Origin of the sequence: Pleionea mediterranea (assembly GCF_003148745.1) — a bacterium.
Taxonomy (GTDB): Bacteria; Pseudomonadota; Gammaproteobacteria; order Enterobacterales; family Kangiellaceae; genus Pleionea; species Pleionea mediterranea.
Genome location: NZ_QGGU01000001.1, coordinates 436,854 through 451,716, shown reverse-complemented (window position 1 = coordinate 451,716; position 14,863 = coordinate 436,854). Strand labels below are relative to the sequence as shown.

General features: G+C 40.6%; 16 protein-coding genes. 8 read left to right on the top strand and 8 right to left on the bottom strand.

Going from position 1 to position 14,863, the window contains the following annotated elements:
- Window positions 1–30 precede the first annotated feature (30 nt).
- Together C8D97_RS01880 and C8D97_RS01875 are read left to right on the top strand one after the other, a co-directional pair.
- On the top strand, window positions 31–699 hold the full coding sequence (locus C8D97_RS01880) for a vWA domain-containing protein (RefSeq protein ID WP_109761635.1): 669 nt from the start codon (window positions 31–33) through the stop codon (window positions 697–699).
- A 321-nt stretch (window positions 700–1,020) separates the two neighbouring features.
- Complete coding sequence (locus C8D97_RS01875) at window positions 1,021–1,272, top strand: DUF1496 domain-containing protein (protein WP_109761634.1); 252 nt, start codon at window positions 1,021–1,023, stop codon at window positions 1,270–1,272.
- 85 nt (window positions 1,273–1,357) lie between these two features.
- On the opposite strand, the gene C8D97_RS01870 is transcribed toward C8D97_RS01875, so the two are convergent.
- On the bottom strand, window positions 1,358–1,756 hold the full coding sequence (locus C8D97_RS01870; protein ID WP_146196061.1) for a hypothetical protein: 399 nt from the start codon (window positions 1,754–1,756) through the stop codon (window positions 1,358–1,360).
- 472 nt (window positions 1,757–2,228) lie between these two features.
- Window positions 2,229–2,615 (bottom strand): MmcQ/YjbR family DNA-binding protein, encoded by a 387-nt coding sequence (locus tag C8D97_RS01860; protein WP_109761631.1) that lies wholly within the window; start codon window positions 2,613–2,615, stop codon window positions 2,229–2,231.
- Between the two features lie 186 nt (window positions 2,616–2,801).
- Between C8D97_RS01860 and C8D97_RS01855 the strand changes: the two genes are divergently transcribed.
- Together C8D97_RS01855 and C8D97_RS01850 are read left to right on the top strand one after the other, a co-directional pair.
- Window positions 2,802–3,044, top strand: coding sequence for a hypothetical protein (locus tag C8D97_RS01855; protein WP_109761630.1), 243 nt, complete (start codon window positions 2,802–2,804; stop codon window positions 3,042–3,044).
- Window positions 3,045–3,207: 163 nt separating this feature from the next.
- Window positions 3,208–3,990 carry a hypothetical protein gene (locus C8D97_RS01850; protein WP_146196060.1) on the top strand — a complete coding sequence of 261 codons (783 nt, stop codon included), beginning with the start codon at window positions 3,208–3,210 and terminating at the stop codon, window positions 3,988–3,990.
- Window positions 3,991–4,068: 78 nt separating this feature from the next.
- Here the strand turns inward: C8D97_RS01850 and zapE are convergent, their stop codons facing one another.
- Together zapE and C8D97_RS01840 are read right to left on the bottom strand one after the other, a co-directional pair.
- Window positions 4,069–5,163, bottom strand: coding sequence for a cell division protein ZapE (zapE, locus tag C8D97_RS01845; RefSeq protein ID WP_210204809.1), 1,095 nt, complete (start codon window positions 5,161–5,163; stop codon window positions 4,069–4,071).
- 95 nt (window positions 5,164–5,258) lie between these two features.
- A complete protein-coding gene (locus C8D97_RS01840; protein WP_109761628.1) occupies window positions 5,259–5,918 on the bottom strand; it encodes an alpha/beta hydrolase in 660 nt (219 codons plus the stop codon).
- A gap of 149 nt (window positions 5,919–6,067) precedes the next feature.
- Between C8D97_RS01840 and def the strand changes: the two genes are divergently transcribed.
- The 4 genes from def (at window position 6,068) to C8D97_RS01820 (ending at window position 10,244) form a co-directional block, all read left to right on the top strand.
- On the top strand, window positions 6,068–6,577 hold the full coding sequence (def, locus tag C8D97_RS01835; protein ID WP_109761627.1) for a peptide deformylase: 510 nt from the start codon (window positions 6,068–6,070) through the stop codon (window positions 6,575–6,577).
- Between the two features lie 71 nt (window positions 6,578–6,648).
- Window positions 6,649–7,272 (top strand): Z-ring associated ZapG family protein, encoded by a 624-nt coding sequence (locus tag C8D97_RS01830; RefSeq protein ID WP_109761626.1) that lies wholly within the window; start codon window positions 6,649–6,651, stop codon window positions 7,270–7,272.
- Window positions 7,273–7,633: 361 nt separating this feature from the next.
- Window positions 7,634–8,968, top strand: coding sequence for a Do family serine endopeptidase (locus tag C8D97_RS01825; protein WP_109761625.1), 1,335 nt, complete (start codon window positions 7,634–7,636; stop codon window positions 8,966–8,968).
- A gap of 136 nt (window positions 8,969–9,104) precedes the next feature.
- The gene (locus C8D97_RS01820; protein WP_146196059.1) at window positions 9,105–10,244 is read left to right on the top strand and encodes a S1C family serine protease; all 1,140 of its coding nucleotides are present in this window, start codon (window positions 9,105–9,107) and stop codon (window positions 10,242–10,244) included.
- A gap of 74 nt (window positions 10,245–10,318) precedes the next feature.
- Here the strand turns inward: C8D97_RS01820 and C8D97_RS01815 are convergent, their stop codons facing one another.
- From C8D97_RS01815 to C8D97_RS01800, 4 genes are all read right to left on the bottom strand, one after another.
- Window positions 10,319–11,521, bottom strand: a complete 1,203-nt coding sequence (locus tag C8D97_RS01815) for an EAL domain-containing protein (protein WP_170115104.1) — start codon at window positions 11,519–11,521, stop codon at window positions 10,319–10,321.
- Between the two features lie 56 nt (window positions 11,522–11,577).
- Entirely contained in the window at window positions 11,578–12,540 is a 963-nt protein-coding gene (locus C8D97_RS01810; RefSeq protein WP_109761622.1) for a bifunctional helix-turn-helix transcriptional regulator/GNAT family N-acetyltransferase, read from the bottom strand.
- A gap of 193 nt (window positions 12,541–12,733) precedes the next feature.
- Window positions 12,734–13,948 (bottom strand): ABC transporter permease, encoded by a 1,215-nt coding sequence (locus C8D97_RS01805; RefSeq protein ID WP_109761621.1) that lies wholly within the window; start codon window positions 13,946–13,948, stop codon window positions 12,734–12,736.
- 2 nt (window positions 13,949–13,950) lie between these two features.
- Complete coding sequence (locus C8D97_RS01800; protein WP_109761620.1) at window positions 13,951–14,793, bottom strand: ABC transporter ATP-binding protein; 843 nt, start codon at window positions 14,791–14,793, stop codon at window positions 13,951–13,953.
- Window positions 14,794–14,863: the final 70 nt, after the last annotated feature.

Sequence of the window (14,863 nt, the reverse complement as noted above, 5' to 3'; positions counted from 1 at the left end):
AGGGGTCCCCGTCGATGAGGAGAAGACACCATGAGAATTTTGAAACCATTATCCATGATTATTGTTATCATAGGTCTGCAACTGTTAATTACTGGTTGTGGAAAATCCAAACCCAATAACCGAGCTGTTTATTTCTTAATAGATACCTCTGGCACTTATACCGAAGAACTAAACAAAGCCCAGGCCATAATGAATTACCTGTTGGCAACACTCGATAGTGGTGACTCAATAGCCATGGCTCGAATAGACAGCGGCAGTTTTAGTGAAAAAGATATTATTGCCAAAGCTAACTTTGATGCTCGTCCTAGTACTGCAAACGATCAGAAACGTCTGTTCAAACATAAAGTAGATGACTTTGTGGCCAACATAAGTCGCGGCTCAGCCAACACCGATATTACAGGTGCGGTGCTACAGGCAGCAGAGTTTGTTAATGAAGCCGGGGCAGGTGAAAAATACGTGCTTATTTTTTCGGATCTTGAAGAAGATCTGCAAAAAGGTCACATCAGGGACTTTCCAATTGATCTTAAAGGCATCAATGTTGTTGCGCTAAATGTCACCAAATTACGCACCGACAACATAGATCCCAGAGACTATCAGGAACGACTGAGTAATTGGCAGCAGCGTGTGGTTCAAGGGGGTGGTGAATGGCGCGTACTCAATGACCTTGAGCGTCTTGAGAATTTAATAGTTATGCGGTAGTTTATTTAAGATTCTTCTACAGAAATGACACAATTAACGTGCTAACTCAGTAGGATGCCTTGCAACAAAAGCGCTTAAGGTTATTTAAACCTTAAGCGCTTTTGTTTGTCTTAGGATAAATTTTCGTATTTCTTTAAATTATTAACCAATACTGTGTAATAAATTAAGACTTATTGATACTTCAGCTTTGATTATCGTAAGTTCATTTTTAATCGAAGTGATTTCCTATAGAGTTATTCTATATGATCAGAAATCAAACTGATTAAAAATCAATCATCAACCCAAGTAAAATCTCTACATAATTATCAAAGGAGCCATACAATGAAAATAATACTATTAAGCCTGTTAATATTATCCACATCCAGTTCTTTTGCAGGTAATAGTCAGCAACCATCTTCGAAGAAGAAAGAGATTGATATCACTAAGTTTTGCTATTACGCAGACAAAGAATATTCAATTGGTGCCGAGATGTTACAAAATGGAAAAAAGAAAAAATGTGTACGTAAGCCTCAATCAGACTCATCATCTAAAGAAAACTCTAAGAAACCGTTAATCTGGGCCACTGTAAAATAATATCTTGGTTTCAAGTATTATATGTAAAGGCTAAGATTACTTTTTATTACAACGTTTACAAATCTATAGTTTAACTCGATTCAATTTAAGTGTCTGATGCATTGGATTTTTGTTGCTTTAACCAGTTCGAGATGTTGTCAAAAAATCCTTTGCATCGCTTCCAATTGAAAGGTTTTAAATCTTCAAAATAGGCACCGGTTTCAGCTTTAAACATCAAGTGGTTACATTTAGGGAATACCGAGACAGTCAAATGATCATTTTCACCTAACGATGATTGATATAGAGATTTAGCACTTCGCCAGTCCACTTGAGAGTCAAGCCCACCAAATAAAGCCAGAATCAGGATATCGAAGCTGCTCAACATTTTTACAAAATCAGGAATAACGATTTCCTGTCCAGTATTTTCACCAAAATTATGTTTCTTTGATTTAAAATAAGCCTGCATGCCAGTGTATTCTTCTTTTGATGGTGTACCTATGTTCATACGCTATAAAGAATAGATCTTGTGCTAAATAACCTGTGCTTTTAATAAAGGTTTTATAATCAACCGAACTTATCAGTGCGCGCCAACCAAAATCATATTCTGCCATCAGTCTTTTAACTTGCTCGGGTATTCTTTCTTCCAGCGCGAAGTTTGTCTTTAACAAGTAGCGAAAAGATTCAAGTTGAACAGTTCCACTGACAGATATCCAGAAATTAATACTTTTATCATCAGCTACCACTAGCAGCAATTAGCTGAAATTTAGTTTTCAGTCACACAGACAATATAAACAAGAATAACAATTATCAATATTTTTTATGTTTATTATAAATATTCGATTTCCTTAAAATACTAACGCACCATCCAGAAACACAATATTTTTAACTAAAAATATTGATTTACTAAATAATTCTTTCAATTTGTATGGTTAGTCCACTCAAAAAAATATTTCCACCTAAATATCGACTCCTGCTTCTTATGAAGGACCATACAATTGCTGCTCCGAGTAATGCAGCTGCAACTGTTTTCGCTCTGACTTTTTAAGTGATTTAACTACCAGACCAAATGAGTTGTCGATCATGCGCTTAATTTCATTATCTGGAACAGAGCCATCCAGCTTTATGGTATTCCAGTGCTTCTTGTTCATATGGTAACCCGGGATCACCGATTCAAAAATATCCCGCAGCATAAGAGCTTCCGTTGGCTCACACTTAAGATTCATTCGTCCTTCATTATTTTCTTCTGCCAATGTTGCAAACATTTTATTTTTGACTTTAAACACCGCAACCTCAGGCCCAAATGGGTAGCCTTTATAGGCTTCTGGCTTGCTCATTAAATATTGCTCTACATCATTATCAGTCATCACCCAGTCCTTTATTAATTTATCGGATATAAAGTATATCCCAGTGGTTGCGATAATTTTAAAAACTTTGTGGATATATTCATCATTTTGATAATCGGCAATCTCAATCCTCTACTTTCAATTGCACCGTATAGTTAAATCGCTATGCTTAAATTTAGGGATAAGTAAATACAGCAAAGGTGAATAATGACTCAGGTAAATATTGAAAGCGCGGCACAAAACGTCGCCAACTCGATGGCGAGCAGTGTATTAGTTGGCGAAAAATACGATAACCTTCCGTTGGAAGATTTAATTGAGCAAGCCTGTACCATGGATGAAACCAAGTCATATTTTCAACAGCAAGGAATCGACCTTGAAGACGACACCATACAACTGGAAGCGCTCTGTGAATTCCAAAAGGCTCTGACGGAAGCGATTATTAATCGATAATTTTTTCAGTTGCAACCCGAACTATTAACGTTAAAAAAGCCAGTGACTTCTAGCGTTTAATAGGATAATTAGGTGGTAGTTTTAGCGAATCTCTATGTCAATTTGTACATTGGCGCAGTCTTTGCTAATTTTACCTTTCCTAATCCTTAATAATTTAAATAAAATGATTAAAATTTCAGCGTATTTTATTGTAATAACGGCCGTTACGCTCACTCTCACTGCCTGTTCCGAAAATCAGACAACAACTTCTGAAGGACCTATATCTGCCAGCGGTATCTGGACCGGCACCCTTGAGTCTGGCACAGGACAACTTGAGTCCGTTCATGCCATATTCTATTCAGAGTCAGAAAACGGTAATCATGAAGGAATTATCTATTCCGACAATGGCTTTGCCATATCCGGAACATTTTCTTCAGTCGTATATTCATCGGCTAACCAGAATAATGAGATGGTATCCATTAATACTGTCTACCAAACCAATGGCTATCAGTTTTCGGGGCACAGTGACGGAAGTATCATTGGTTTTGAACTGATGGTTAATCATCAACAAAGCATTAATGGTCGTTTTGATTCAGCTCAAAATGATGGACGATTAAGTTTACGTTACCAGGCAATAAGCAACCGAGAAATAACTGAAGCTGATATCAATGGCTCCTGGGTCGAGTTAGCTACAGGAGCATCGGTCACTGTAGAGCCCATAGATGACGCTCTAGAATTTTCCAGCGACAGCCTATTTGATTGCCAGCTTACAGGCAATATTGCATTTACAGAGCCCGAATATAATGTCTTTCCAGTAGACATGGCTCTTAATGATTGCTCTATTGAAGGAATTTTTCAGGGTTTTGCATTTGTTTCCGATCGCGTAACTGAGGGAGATAATCTGGAACTGACTTTTTTACTGATATCTAACGAACAAGTGCTTAAATTAAACTGGGTACGTCAATAATCTTAAAATTAATATTTCGCCTGAAACATTGTACTCGATATTTCAGGCGAGTTTAATTATCTAGATCAATGATCGTATTTAAGGCAAGTGGGGTTTCGCCAAATAATCGTGGGACTGCATTTCCTGCAAACGACTTAACGTGCGTTTAAACTCGAAGGCTAACGATGTGCCGGTATAGATGTCCGGCATATCCACTTCTGCTGCTATAATCAACTTAACATTTCGCTCATAGAACTCATCCACCAAACTAATAAAACGTCGCATGGCATCGTTGTTATCGTTGTTCATCTGCTTTAAGTCGCTTATCAAAACGGTATGAAAACAGCGCGACAGTTCAATGTAATCTGAATGACTGCGAGGAGTATTACAAATGGCCTCAAAATCAAACCAGACAGCTCCTTCGGCTAGTTTAACAGTTGCAATATTACGCCCTTCAACTTCAATACTGCGCTTGTCTTGCTGAATTTCAGTGGCCAAATGGTCAAAGCTAAAATTTAAATTATCAATAGCGGCCTGATCCAGTGGGTAGTGATAAATTTCAGCCTGTTCGAGCGTTCTGAGTCGATAGTCGACTCCACCATCCACATTAACCACTTCGGTGTGTTGTTGAACCAATTTTATTGCCGGTAAAAAACGATCTCGTTGCAAACCATTCCAGTACAACTTTTCGGGTGGGATGTTAGATGTTGCAACCAGGGCTACCCCTCTTGAAAATAGCGCTTCAAATAAACCACCCAATATCATGGCATCGGTAATATCACTGACAAAGAATTCATCAAAACAAATAATTAGCAAGTCACTTGCCATTTTATCGGCAATTTTATCCAGTGGGTTTGACTCACCTTTATGTTGCTTTAACTGATGATGCACATCGTGCATAAATCGATGAAAGTGCAATCGTTTTTTTTGTTTAAAAGGAAGACAATCGTAAAACGTATCCACCAGATAGGTTTTACCACGACCAACACCACCCCAAAAGTAAAGTCCTTGCTCGGGTTTTCGATCACTAAATATTGAAGTGATGCGTGCCAACAATGAGGTTGATTGCTTATGTCGTTTTATCAAGCGATGGAATAAATCATCCAGACGTTCTACCGCATCTTGCTGCGCAGAGTCTTTTTGAAAGTCTTCTCGCTTAAGATCCTGCTGATATTTTTCAAGTGGTGTTATCATTTAAATAATTATCATTTAAGTAGTTTTCATATTTTCAGGTTTTTATTGAATCAGTAATAATCAATATCGTTATCGCATTTAAAACATTGATGTGTTTAAACTTCTGCTAATGCGTTAGCTTTAACTGTCAGGCTTTTCTCAAGTATTTCGCGCAGCTCTACCAATCGGCTGTGAAAAAAATGACCCGCACCTTCCATGACAATCCAGTCAGGTTTTGGGTGCAACGATTCTATCCAGTTTTCGGTTGCTGCAAAACTAACCACTTCATCTTCGTCGCCCATAACCGCTAACCAGTCACAATAAGGATGTTCCATATTTTCAAATACGCCGCGTTCAACGGGTGGAGCAATACTGATCAGCTGGTCCACATCATACTCATGAGCAACCATTGCTGAAATCCAGGAGCCAAAAGAAAAACCCGATAACCATAAGCTATAATCCGGATACTCTTGTCTAACCCAACGAATGACGGCCCGCAGGTCATCCATCTCCCCTTTTCCCTGACCGTATTCGCCGTCACTTTTTCCTTTGCCACGAAAATTAAAACGAACCGCAATTAGCCCTAGGGAAACTTGCGCACGGGCTAGGGTATAAGCCACCTTATTGGTCATGGTTCCGCCGTGTTGTGGATGGGGGTGACAGCAAATTGCAACGGCCTTTTTTGCACTGTCATTCGCAGGATAATCCACCAGAGTTTCCAGTTTTCCAGCTGGCCCATCGATAAACATTGCGTCAGTTTTAGACGGACGAGACATTAGTTGCTCCAGATTGGTTTTAGATTCGTAAGTTTGGTGTATTTTCTCACTTTTATATCGCTCAAACAAATAACTCTGTGCTTGATAATCGCTTTTTTCAGCACAATACTAGAATAACCCTGTGGTTGATAATATAAGGAACGTTAATTATGGCTGTACGTCCGTTATTAAGAATGGGTAATCCGCTGTTGCTAAAGCAAGCTTCCCCCATTACCGAGTTTAATACACAACAACTGGACGACCTGATCGAAGACATGTTTGACACAATGGCTGCTAACGACGGAGCTGGTTTAGCGGCGCCACAAATTGGCGAATCGAAACAACTGCTAATTTTTAGCGTTTCGGAAAATCCGCGCTATCCAGATGTCGAGGATGTGCCAACAACGGTCCTGCTGAATCCTAAAATAGAAGTTTTGGATAATGAAATGGAGGATGGCTGGGAGGGTTGTTTATCGATTCCGGGGATGCGAGGTTTGGTGCCCCGGTATAAAAAAATTCGCTATAGTGGCCAAACGCCAAAAGGAAAAGATGTTTCGGTGACCGCCGAAGGATTCCATGCTCGGGTGGTGCAACATGAAGTGGATCACCTGCTGGGGATTCTTTACCCTCACAGGATCACAGATTTACGATATTTTGGCTTTGAAAACGAACTTTTCTAATGTTTGCAGTCGTAATTTATAAAGATTTTAACTATCATAGAATTAACTAACTATTTCACTAGGAGATACATATGGAATGGGTTGCAGGCATTCTGGTGCTGGCCATTACCGCTGTTGTTGCATTTACTCTGGGAAAGGGTCGCTCGGCGTCGCAACGTAAAATTGATGAACTGGAACAACTTATCATCGATAAAGACAGCGAGTTGCAAAAGTATCGCCAGCAAATCAATACGCATTTTGAGAAAACCGCCAATCTTTTTGGCAAGGTGACTCAGGAATACCAAAACTTATATCAATATATGGCGCAAAGTTCTGATGTGCTGGCCGATGCTCAGCCATTTAAACACTCTCTGGAACACAGAAAAAACCAGATGAATGTGGGTTATCAGCCTAACGATATGCACGCAGACAGCGATTTTCACGGTGAAGACACCTTCAGTAATGAGAGCTTTTATCGAGCCCATGATTATCGCAATGAACAAGATGAGGCTGCGGCAAAAGAGAGTGACACTGAAGAAACCAGTGACAATATTATTCATCTGGATCAGTCAAAAGATGAAGCGAAGCAGAGCGAAAAGCAAGCCAAGAAAGCGGCCAATGATAATGACAAAGAAGCCCCTCCTCTGGACTACGCGATTAAAGACAAGGGTGTCATTAATCACAACAGTCTGGACATGGATAATGTGAAAACCTGATCAGTTGTTATCTGTCTAAAATACGGCTCAAGACTGCATCAATCGCTAGAAATAATAAACACTCATTTTCAAACATCCCGCTCAGCGGGATGTTTTATTTCAGCAGCACAGCCATCAACTCCTCTATACCACCTACTACAAATACCTACTCCTGATATCATCTCGTTAGCTTGTTACACATAAAGCCGATTTCACACCATCAGCATTAGCATCAAACTTGAGCGTTATAGTCTGACGACGTTTTTACCGCTATTAAAGGCTTGAAATCAGACAAAGGAACCCTAAATAGAAAATTCGGTCTGACTGAGTAATCAACCCATCCATGACAGTTACACACTTGATTAAGGGAGAAATTAGCCTGATGTTTCGCCGTCTCTGGTTTTTATCACTTATAGTTCTACTTGGCTTTGCTTCAAGCCTGAATGCACAATTGCCACGCCAAGTGGGTTCAACTCCCTTGCCAAGCCTGGCGCCTATGCTGGAGCAAACCAATCCTGCAGTGGTTAATATAGCCACCACAGCAACCATAGAAACGCCTCTGATGCGCGATCCCGTGTTTGGCTTCCTGGTACCTGGCCCCAAGCAACGTCAGGCCAACAGCCTTGGTTCTGGCGTTATCATCGATGCCGATCGGGGACTTATCTTAACCAACCACCATGTTATTAGCGGTGCCGATGAAATTCAGATCACACTGGAAGATGGTCGGGAGTTTAGCGCCGAACTGCTGGGCTCCGATGAAGAAACCGATGTTGCCGTGTTAAAAGTTAACGCTACCGGGCTCAGCGCAGTGCCCCTTGGCGACTCGGACAAATTAAGAGTTGGTGACTTTGTGGTGGCAATAGGCAACCCTTTTAGTCTGGGACATAGCGTGACATCGGGTATTGTCAGCGCCAAAGGCCGCTCCGGACTGGGTATTGAGCGTTATGAAGACTTTATCCAAACCGATGCCGCGATAAATCCCGGTAATTCCGGCGGAGCTCTGGTCGATTTGAATGGCCATCTCATTGGCATCAATACCGCTATTTTAGGCCCAAAAGGCAATATAGGAATTGGTTTTGCCATTCCCATTAATCTGGCAAAAACCATTATGCAGCACCTGCTCGATTATGGCGAAGTACGCCGTGGGCTGCTGGGCATTTCAGTACAGGAGCTGACACCTTCATTGGCGCGCGCATTGGGTGTTCAGCACAATAATGGGGTTGTAGTAACCGAAGTCAGCCCTGACTCTACAGCCGCTAAAGCCGGCATTCAAACCACCGACATACTGCTCTCAATCAATGGACGCAAACTAAAATCTGCAGCCGACCTGCTTAATCAGGAAGGATTATTGCCAGCAGGCAGTGAAATATCACTGGAAATGCTACGTGACAATCAACGCTCGACCATTCAGCTGGTGCTTGCCGAGCCCAAAATCACCAAGCGGCAGGGTCAACAATTCCACCCTTTACTGCAAGGTGTTGAACTCGGGCAAAAGTCGGGCGTTACCAGTGAACAAGCCGCGCTGGAAGTCGTCTCGGTCGATAAGCGCTCTCGTGCCGCTTATTATGGCCTTCGACCAGGCGATAAAATCAACGGTATTGGACGATATCGAGTCCGCAACTTTGACGATCTTTCAAAAATCATCCCGGCTACTAATCGCAGCTTACCTCTGAGAGTAGTACGAGATGCCGAGCAATTTTTGTTAATTCTTCGTTAAATCGAAGTCGCAAGAATAAAAACACAAACATATCAGCTTAATTGTTGCCTTAGCTCTCATTTCTCCTGACATTATTTGTTATTAAATGAGAGTAAGGTAACATGCTGCCTATTCGATATTGATAAGACTGATTATTTTGAAATTCTGGATTAAATATATAGCGCTCGGGCTATCCTTGGCACTGCTCTATTTACTGCTCTGGTCGAATTCCCAGGCCAGCGTTGATTTACGTCAATGGTTAGCCGGACGCCTGTTATTACAGTCACCGGCAAGTACCGTTCAATCAGAGCCAGTAAAGACAGAAACACCTGCCAGTTTTGCTGACGCCATATCACGCTCTGCCCCTGCAGTGGTTAGTATTCAAACCGTCAGTAAAGGCACCTTATCTAAAAACCCAAACCCCACCAGTGTAGAAGATCGCTATCTGGTCAATGTTGGTGTCAACATTGGTTCTGGTGTAATTATAGATAGCCGGGGGTATGTGGTTACTAACTATCATGTGATCCACGAAGCGGAATCCATCAAAGTACAACTTTCTGATGGCCGACAAAAAATAGCCACTGTCATAGGCTCCGATCCCATGACCGATTTATCTTTACTGCATATTGATTTGGAAAACCTTCCAACCGCGCTCAGTAACTCCGAGCGAGAAGTTCGTGCTGGTGATGTGGTATTTGCTATAGGTAACCCCTACGGACAGTTTGATCAAACCGTTACCATGGGCATCATCAGTGCAACCCGCTCAACACGATCCGATTTACCCATATACCAAATTGATGCCGCAATTCACCCTGGCAACTCAGGAGGAGCTCTGGTGAATGCACACGGCGAATTAATTGGCATAACCACTCAGCAGCTAGCGGCAAAAAATCAGGGCGCAGCACAAACAGGTATCAGCTTCACGATTCCTTTCCCGGTGGTTCAGGACATAGTGAAAGATTTAATGGATGATGGAAAAGTCAGTCGAGGCTGGCTGGGATTTTCAGCAAACCCGGTCAATCAACGAGGCCATAAACTGTTAGCTCCGGATCATATTCAACACGGCCAAGGCTTTGCTATCACAGAAGTCAACCCGGAAGGCCCTGCCGATCAGGCAGGTTTGCAATACGGCGATTTTGTAACTCACATAAATGGGGAGTTAATTTCATCTTTTAAACAGGTTTATAACATCACCTCTGAGTCGAAGCCTGGTGATACGGTTGAGTTTAAGTTTTATCGAGAAAAGCAGTTGATGACCGTAAGCTTAACGGTTGGCGAAGCCCCAGTGAGCCTCTAATTTTAACTGTAAAAATAAAAACTGTTTAAGAATACTAGAGTGTGCTTATCTTTCGCTCTAGCCAACTGAATAAATTAATTACGATAGCGGCTGCTTTCAGATTCTCTGTTCCATACCTGAAACCAGCGCTCGAATTCATCGATAGGTTTAGGGCGGCAAATGCCATACCCCTGAAATCCATCAACACCTAACTTTTCTAACACAGCCAAATCTTTTTCGCTTTCAACACCTTCTGCAATAAACTGTAAACCTAACGCACTGGTCACTTCCTGAGTTGAGCGGCAAATAACTTCCAATAATGGATCAAGTGCAATGCCATTGACCATTTTAGCATCAAGCTTAACTTCATTAAGCGGCAGGTTTTTTATTTGCCCTAAATTGGTAAAGCCAGCACCATAGTCATCCAGTGAAAGTTTAATGCCATTAATTCTTAAACGGTTTAAGTTTTTTAACTGTGCCTGTGTATGCAGTGCCTGATGCTCTGTAATCTCTAGCATCAACATCTCTATTGGGAATAAACTTTTCTCAATTGCATTGTCAATTTGATACAGTAATTTATCGGAATTTAACTGGTTCGGTAAAATATTTATCGATAAAGGAGACTTGGTATTATGAGTCAATGAAAAATTAACATAATCCTTTAATGCTTGGTGAAGTAACAACTCAAAAAACTCATCGTACAAACCAAACTTTTCAGCCACAGGAATAAAGTTATCCGGAGAAATACGCCCCCTTCCGGTAACATCAATGCGAGCCAGGCATTCAACGCCTAACATGGTATCAAAGCGGCAATTAATTTTCGGTTGATAATAGGGAACAATGTATTTGTTTTTCAAAGAGTCGACTAATTCTCTTCGTTTTATAAAGTCTGCTTTTGGATAGGCTTTATTACGAATGTATCGTATACGTTTTACCAGAAAAGCCAGAACGGACAATGAAAAAGGTTTTGTAGCAGTACCCAATAATTTCAGCTGTGTTGTTTTGATAATATTTTCAGCCAAATCAATAATCTTTTGATCAAGACCAGAAATAATTATCACACCTCCGCGATAATTTAAATTATCGAGCTGGTGCATCATTTCAAGACCATCCAGACCGGGCATATGAAGGTCGATAAAAACGGCATCAAAAGCCGTTAAGTCATTTTTAATTTGAGATAATGCTAAAAGAGGATCATCACAAACACTTATATTATCTAAGCCCAGCTCAATAAGGTATTGCTTTAAAACAGAACTTACCGATTTTGAATCGTCAACTATCAACACAGAAGGAGACATCACATATTCCTTGTGAAGCATTTAAAGTTAATTAAAGCATAACATATGAAATATATTTATCTACGCGCTGGCTCAAAAAATTCCATATAAACATCAGCACGTTGATAATGAGAGTCTCCATCAGGTTTTTTAATATGTTTAAAACCTGCCGACTCATAAAGTTTTAATGCGGGTTTTAACTTACTGTTTGACTCCAGAAACAACCTTGTTTTTCCACTTTTTTTATAATACTCGATGGTTTTTTCTAATAATAATCGACCAATACCACTCCCTTGCACACTTTCGGTCACAGACATCTTGGATAGCTCCAAACTATCCTTATCTGCAGCGATGAGTGCAGCAGTACCCACAGGCTTGTTATCTTTTAACGCAATAAAAATATGGCCGCCCGGCTTCAATATAAACCGGTCAGGATCCGATAACACATCTTCATCAATCTGTTCGACATAAAAGTATTTTTCCAGCCACTCAATATTTAATTGTTTAAATATGTTTCGATACACCGGGGTATAGTCGACCACCTTTACAGTTGTATTTTGTAACAAACTAATCGACTGCAAAGCTCTCGATTGAAAAGCCTGCTCAATATGAGATTTTTCAAATTGCTGTAACAATTTAATCAACTGTTCACCTTCACCATCAATCATTTGATCAAGTGACTGCTGAATCGCCCTGAAGTACTTATCCATTCCATCAAGATACTCATAACCTTTTGGCGTTAAACTGAGCAGACGTTTCCGTTCATCATCGGGATCGGGCGTATCAAAGATAAGTTGCTCTTTTAACAACTTGCGACTCATTTGGCTAACGGCAGAATGCGTTTGCCCAAGTTTGCTGGCCAATAAAGTAATAGGCACCTGACCATTATCTTTAATTAATAATAAGCAAGGGACAACCCTTGACGATAGCTTAAGACCCGACTTTGTGTAGATCTCATCAACACTCTTATAAAGAGTATCGCTTATCTTGCGCAAATAACTGCCCAGCGTCAGCAGCCCATAATCGGTCAGTTCGGACATACTATAAATTTCTGCGATATGCGTAACATGTTACGTAATGTACAACAAACCATTAAACATCGCAATTGCCGAAGTTTACTAGGTTATTGAGTATTTCGTTTTAGAATTATGCGTGGTGTTAAATACAGAGGATATACTGACGTAAAGCGCAAGCTGGGGCTTCCCAGCTTGCGCTTACAATGGATAATTTTAACTAGCTGCGAAACAAGACTGCCTCGCGATTAAACCAGAGATTACAGAAATACAGTAAAACACCGGCTAATATTGTGGTTGATAGGAAAATAATGCCCATCATTCCGTAATCAACGGTCCCTTTTACAATTTCTTTGATCGCCAAGGATACATTGGTTAAAGGTACCCAGGCCCAAGTTGAGTTTAACTGCACACCCGGTAATATGGAAAATACAATAGGAATAATCGAAAACATCATAATGGGCGACATGTAATTTTGCGCTTCTTTGAAGTTTTTAGCGTAAATTGAAGCGCATAATAATAAAGAAGCAAAAATGGCGGCTACTGGGGCAAGCATGGTGAACACCAGCAATACATCAGTAAAGGCAATCACCTCGGTTAACTTTTTAATGGCTTCCACTGCAAAGACATTCAACGCAACCAGACTCCAGATAACGAGGCTGGCCAATGTTAAAAACACCGTCAAGAATCCGGTAGTAAAAATAACAAAGAATTTTGCAAACACAATTTTCGTTCGACTCACTGGTGTTAGTAATAAAGTCTCCAATGTTCCTCGTTCTTTTTCACCGACGCCCATGTCTAATGCAGGGTACATAGCGCCCGTCAGAATTAAAATCATTAAAGCATAAGGCAATAACCAGCCAATTTTCTCTCCGGTATCTTCACGCTTATCCGCCGTATTCACTCGCTTGATACTAATGGGTCTTGTCAGCCCCTTTAGCGTTTCTTCATCAAGATTAAACTTCGCCAGCAAGCTTTTTTGTTGTGTCTCATTTAAGTCATCAATAGCGGATTTAACCCGTTGATAAATTTTATTGGTTAAGGATGCATTATTAAAATGAAGCTCTATTTCAGCTTGCTGCCCCTGCTTGAGTAACGCTTGCCCTTCTACTGGTAACACAAGAGCAAATTTAAACGCCTTATCCTTAATATTCTGCTTTATCTCTTCCGATGATAATTCATTGATATTATCAACTGAAACCAGCTTAAAATTTTCTTGCTTTTTTAACGCTTCAACAACGGCAGGCATCGCTTCTTGATTTTGAACAATAAAGGTTAACTCTTCTTGTTGCGCCTTTTTATTCATTTTGTCCATAACAAAGGCTACACCGCCAAAAATGGCTGGCATGATCAATGTTGGCAATAATACGGTGAATATAAGCGTTCGCTTATCTCTAACCAACTCCAAAAATTCTTTCTTATAAATTTCCCACATAATCAAGCTCCTACAAATGCTTGCTGCTTAATATCTGACTGCTCAGACTGGCTTGAAGACTCATCAACTAATGCCAAAAACGAAGAATAGAGATCGTTACCATTTCCAATCGCTCTAAAGTCAGCAACATCACCGTTAAACTGTGTTACTCCTTTATCAATTAAAGTAACCTGGTCACACACAGACTCGACTTCATGCAAATGATGGGTTGAAAAAATTACTGACACATTACTGCCCCGATAAGACTCAATAAAATCAACGATGGTTTTAGCGCTGATCACATCAAGTCCTGTTGTAGGCTCATCCAATACCAGAACTTTGGGATCGTGAATAACTGTACGAGCAATATTGGCACGTTGTTGCATACCGGTTGATAAGTCTTCAGCTTTTTTATTGGCAAAAGAGTGTATATCAAGCAAGTCGAACACCTTATCAATCTTCTGCTCAAGCGCCTTCCCACTTAAACCGTGTAACTTCCCAAAATAGGCCACATTCTCTTTTACGGTAAGTCGTCGATATAAACTGGTCTTTCCTGATAAAAAGCCAATTTGCTTGCGCATGGTGAGAGGACTGTCGATCACATTGGTGCCATCAATAAAGATACTGCCTTTCGTTGGTGACAATGCCGTCGATAACATCCGTAATGTGGTGGTTTTACCCGCACCATTAGGTCCCAAAAGCCCCAGAACTTTGCCAGGCTCGCATTTGAAGGTAACATCTCGTACAGCATGAAAATGACGGTTATCTTCACGAGGATCAATATTCTGCCTAGACTTCTTCTTACGCTCTTTCAGAGCCACCTTATCGTACCGAAATGACTTGGCTAAATTTTGCACTTCTATCATATTATTCAGACTCCTGGTCTTTTCCTTTCACGGGAACTACACACTCAGTCAGATCAATCACTAATAACTT

Bases quoted from the DNA above. Each gene is read 5' to 3' on its own strand.
- C8D97_RS01880 (WP_109761635.1), top strand. From the start codon at position 31: ATGAGAATTTTGAAACCATTATCCATGATTATTGTTATCATAGGTCTG.
- C8D97_RS01875 (WP_109761634.1), top strand. From the start codon at position 1,021: ATGAAAATAATACTATTAAGCCTGTTAATATTATCCACATCCAGTTCT.
- C8D97_RS01870 (WP_146196061.1), bottom strand. From the start codon at position 1,756: ATGAACATAGGTACACCATCAAAAGAAGAATACACTGGCATGCAGGCT.
- C8D97_RS01860 (WP_109761631.1), bottom strand. From the start codon at position 2,615: ATGACTGATAATGATGTAGAGCAATATTTAATGAGCAAGCCAGAAGCC.
- C8D97_RS01855 (WP_109761630.1), top strand. From the start codon at position 2,802: ATGACTCAGGTAAATATTGAAAGCGCGGCACAAAACGTCGCCAACTCG.
- C8D97_RS01850 (WP_146196060.1), top strand. From the start codon at position 3,208: ATGATTAAAATTTCAGCGTATTTTATTGTAATAACGGCCGTTACGCTC.
- zapE (WP_210204809.1), bottom strand. From the start codon at position 5,163: ATGATAACACCACTTGAAAAATATCAGCAGGATCTTAAGCGAGAAGAC.
- C8D97_RS01840 (WP_109761628.1), bottom strand. From the start codon at position 5,918: ATGTCTCGTCCGTCTAAAACTGACGCAATGTTTATCGATGGGCCAGCT.
- def (WP_109761627.1), top strand. From the start codon at position 6,068: ATGGCTGTACGTCCGTTATTAAGAATGGGTAATCCGCTGTTGCTAAAG.
- C8D97_RS01830 (WP_109761626.1), top strand. From the start codon at position 6,649: ATGGAATGGGTTGCAGGCATTCTGGTGCTGGCCATTACCGCTGTTGTT.
- C8D97_RS01825 (WP_109761625.1), top strand. From the start codon at position 7,634: ATGTTTCGCCGTCTCTGGTTTTTATCACTTATAGTTCTACTTGGCTTT.
- C8D97_RS01815 (WP_170115104.1), bottom strand. From the start codon at position 11,521: ATGTCTCCTTCTGTGTTGATAGTTGACGATTCAAAATCGGTAAGTTCT.
- C8D97_RS01810 (WP_109761622.1), bottom strand. From the start codon at position 12,540: ATGTCCGAACTGACCGATTATGGGCTGCTGACGCTGGGCAGTTATTTG.
- C8D97_RS01805 (WP_109761621.1), bottom strand. From the start codon at position 13,948: ATGTGGGAAATTTATAAGAAAGAATTTTTGGAGTTGGTTAGAGATAAG.
- C8D97_RS01800 (WP_109761620.1), bottom strand. From the start codon at position 14,793: ATGATAGAAGTGCAAAATTTAGCCAAGTCATTTCGGTACGATAAGGTG.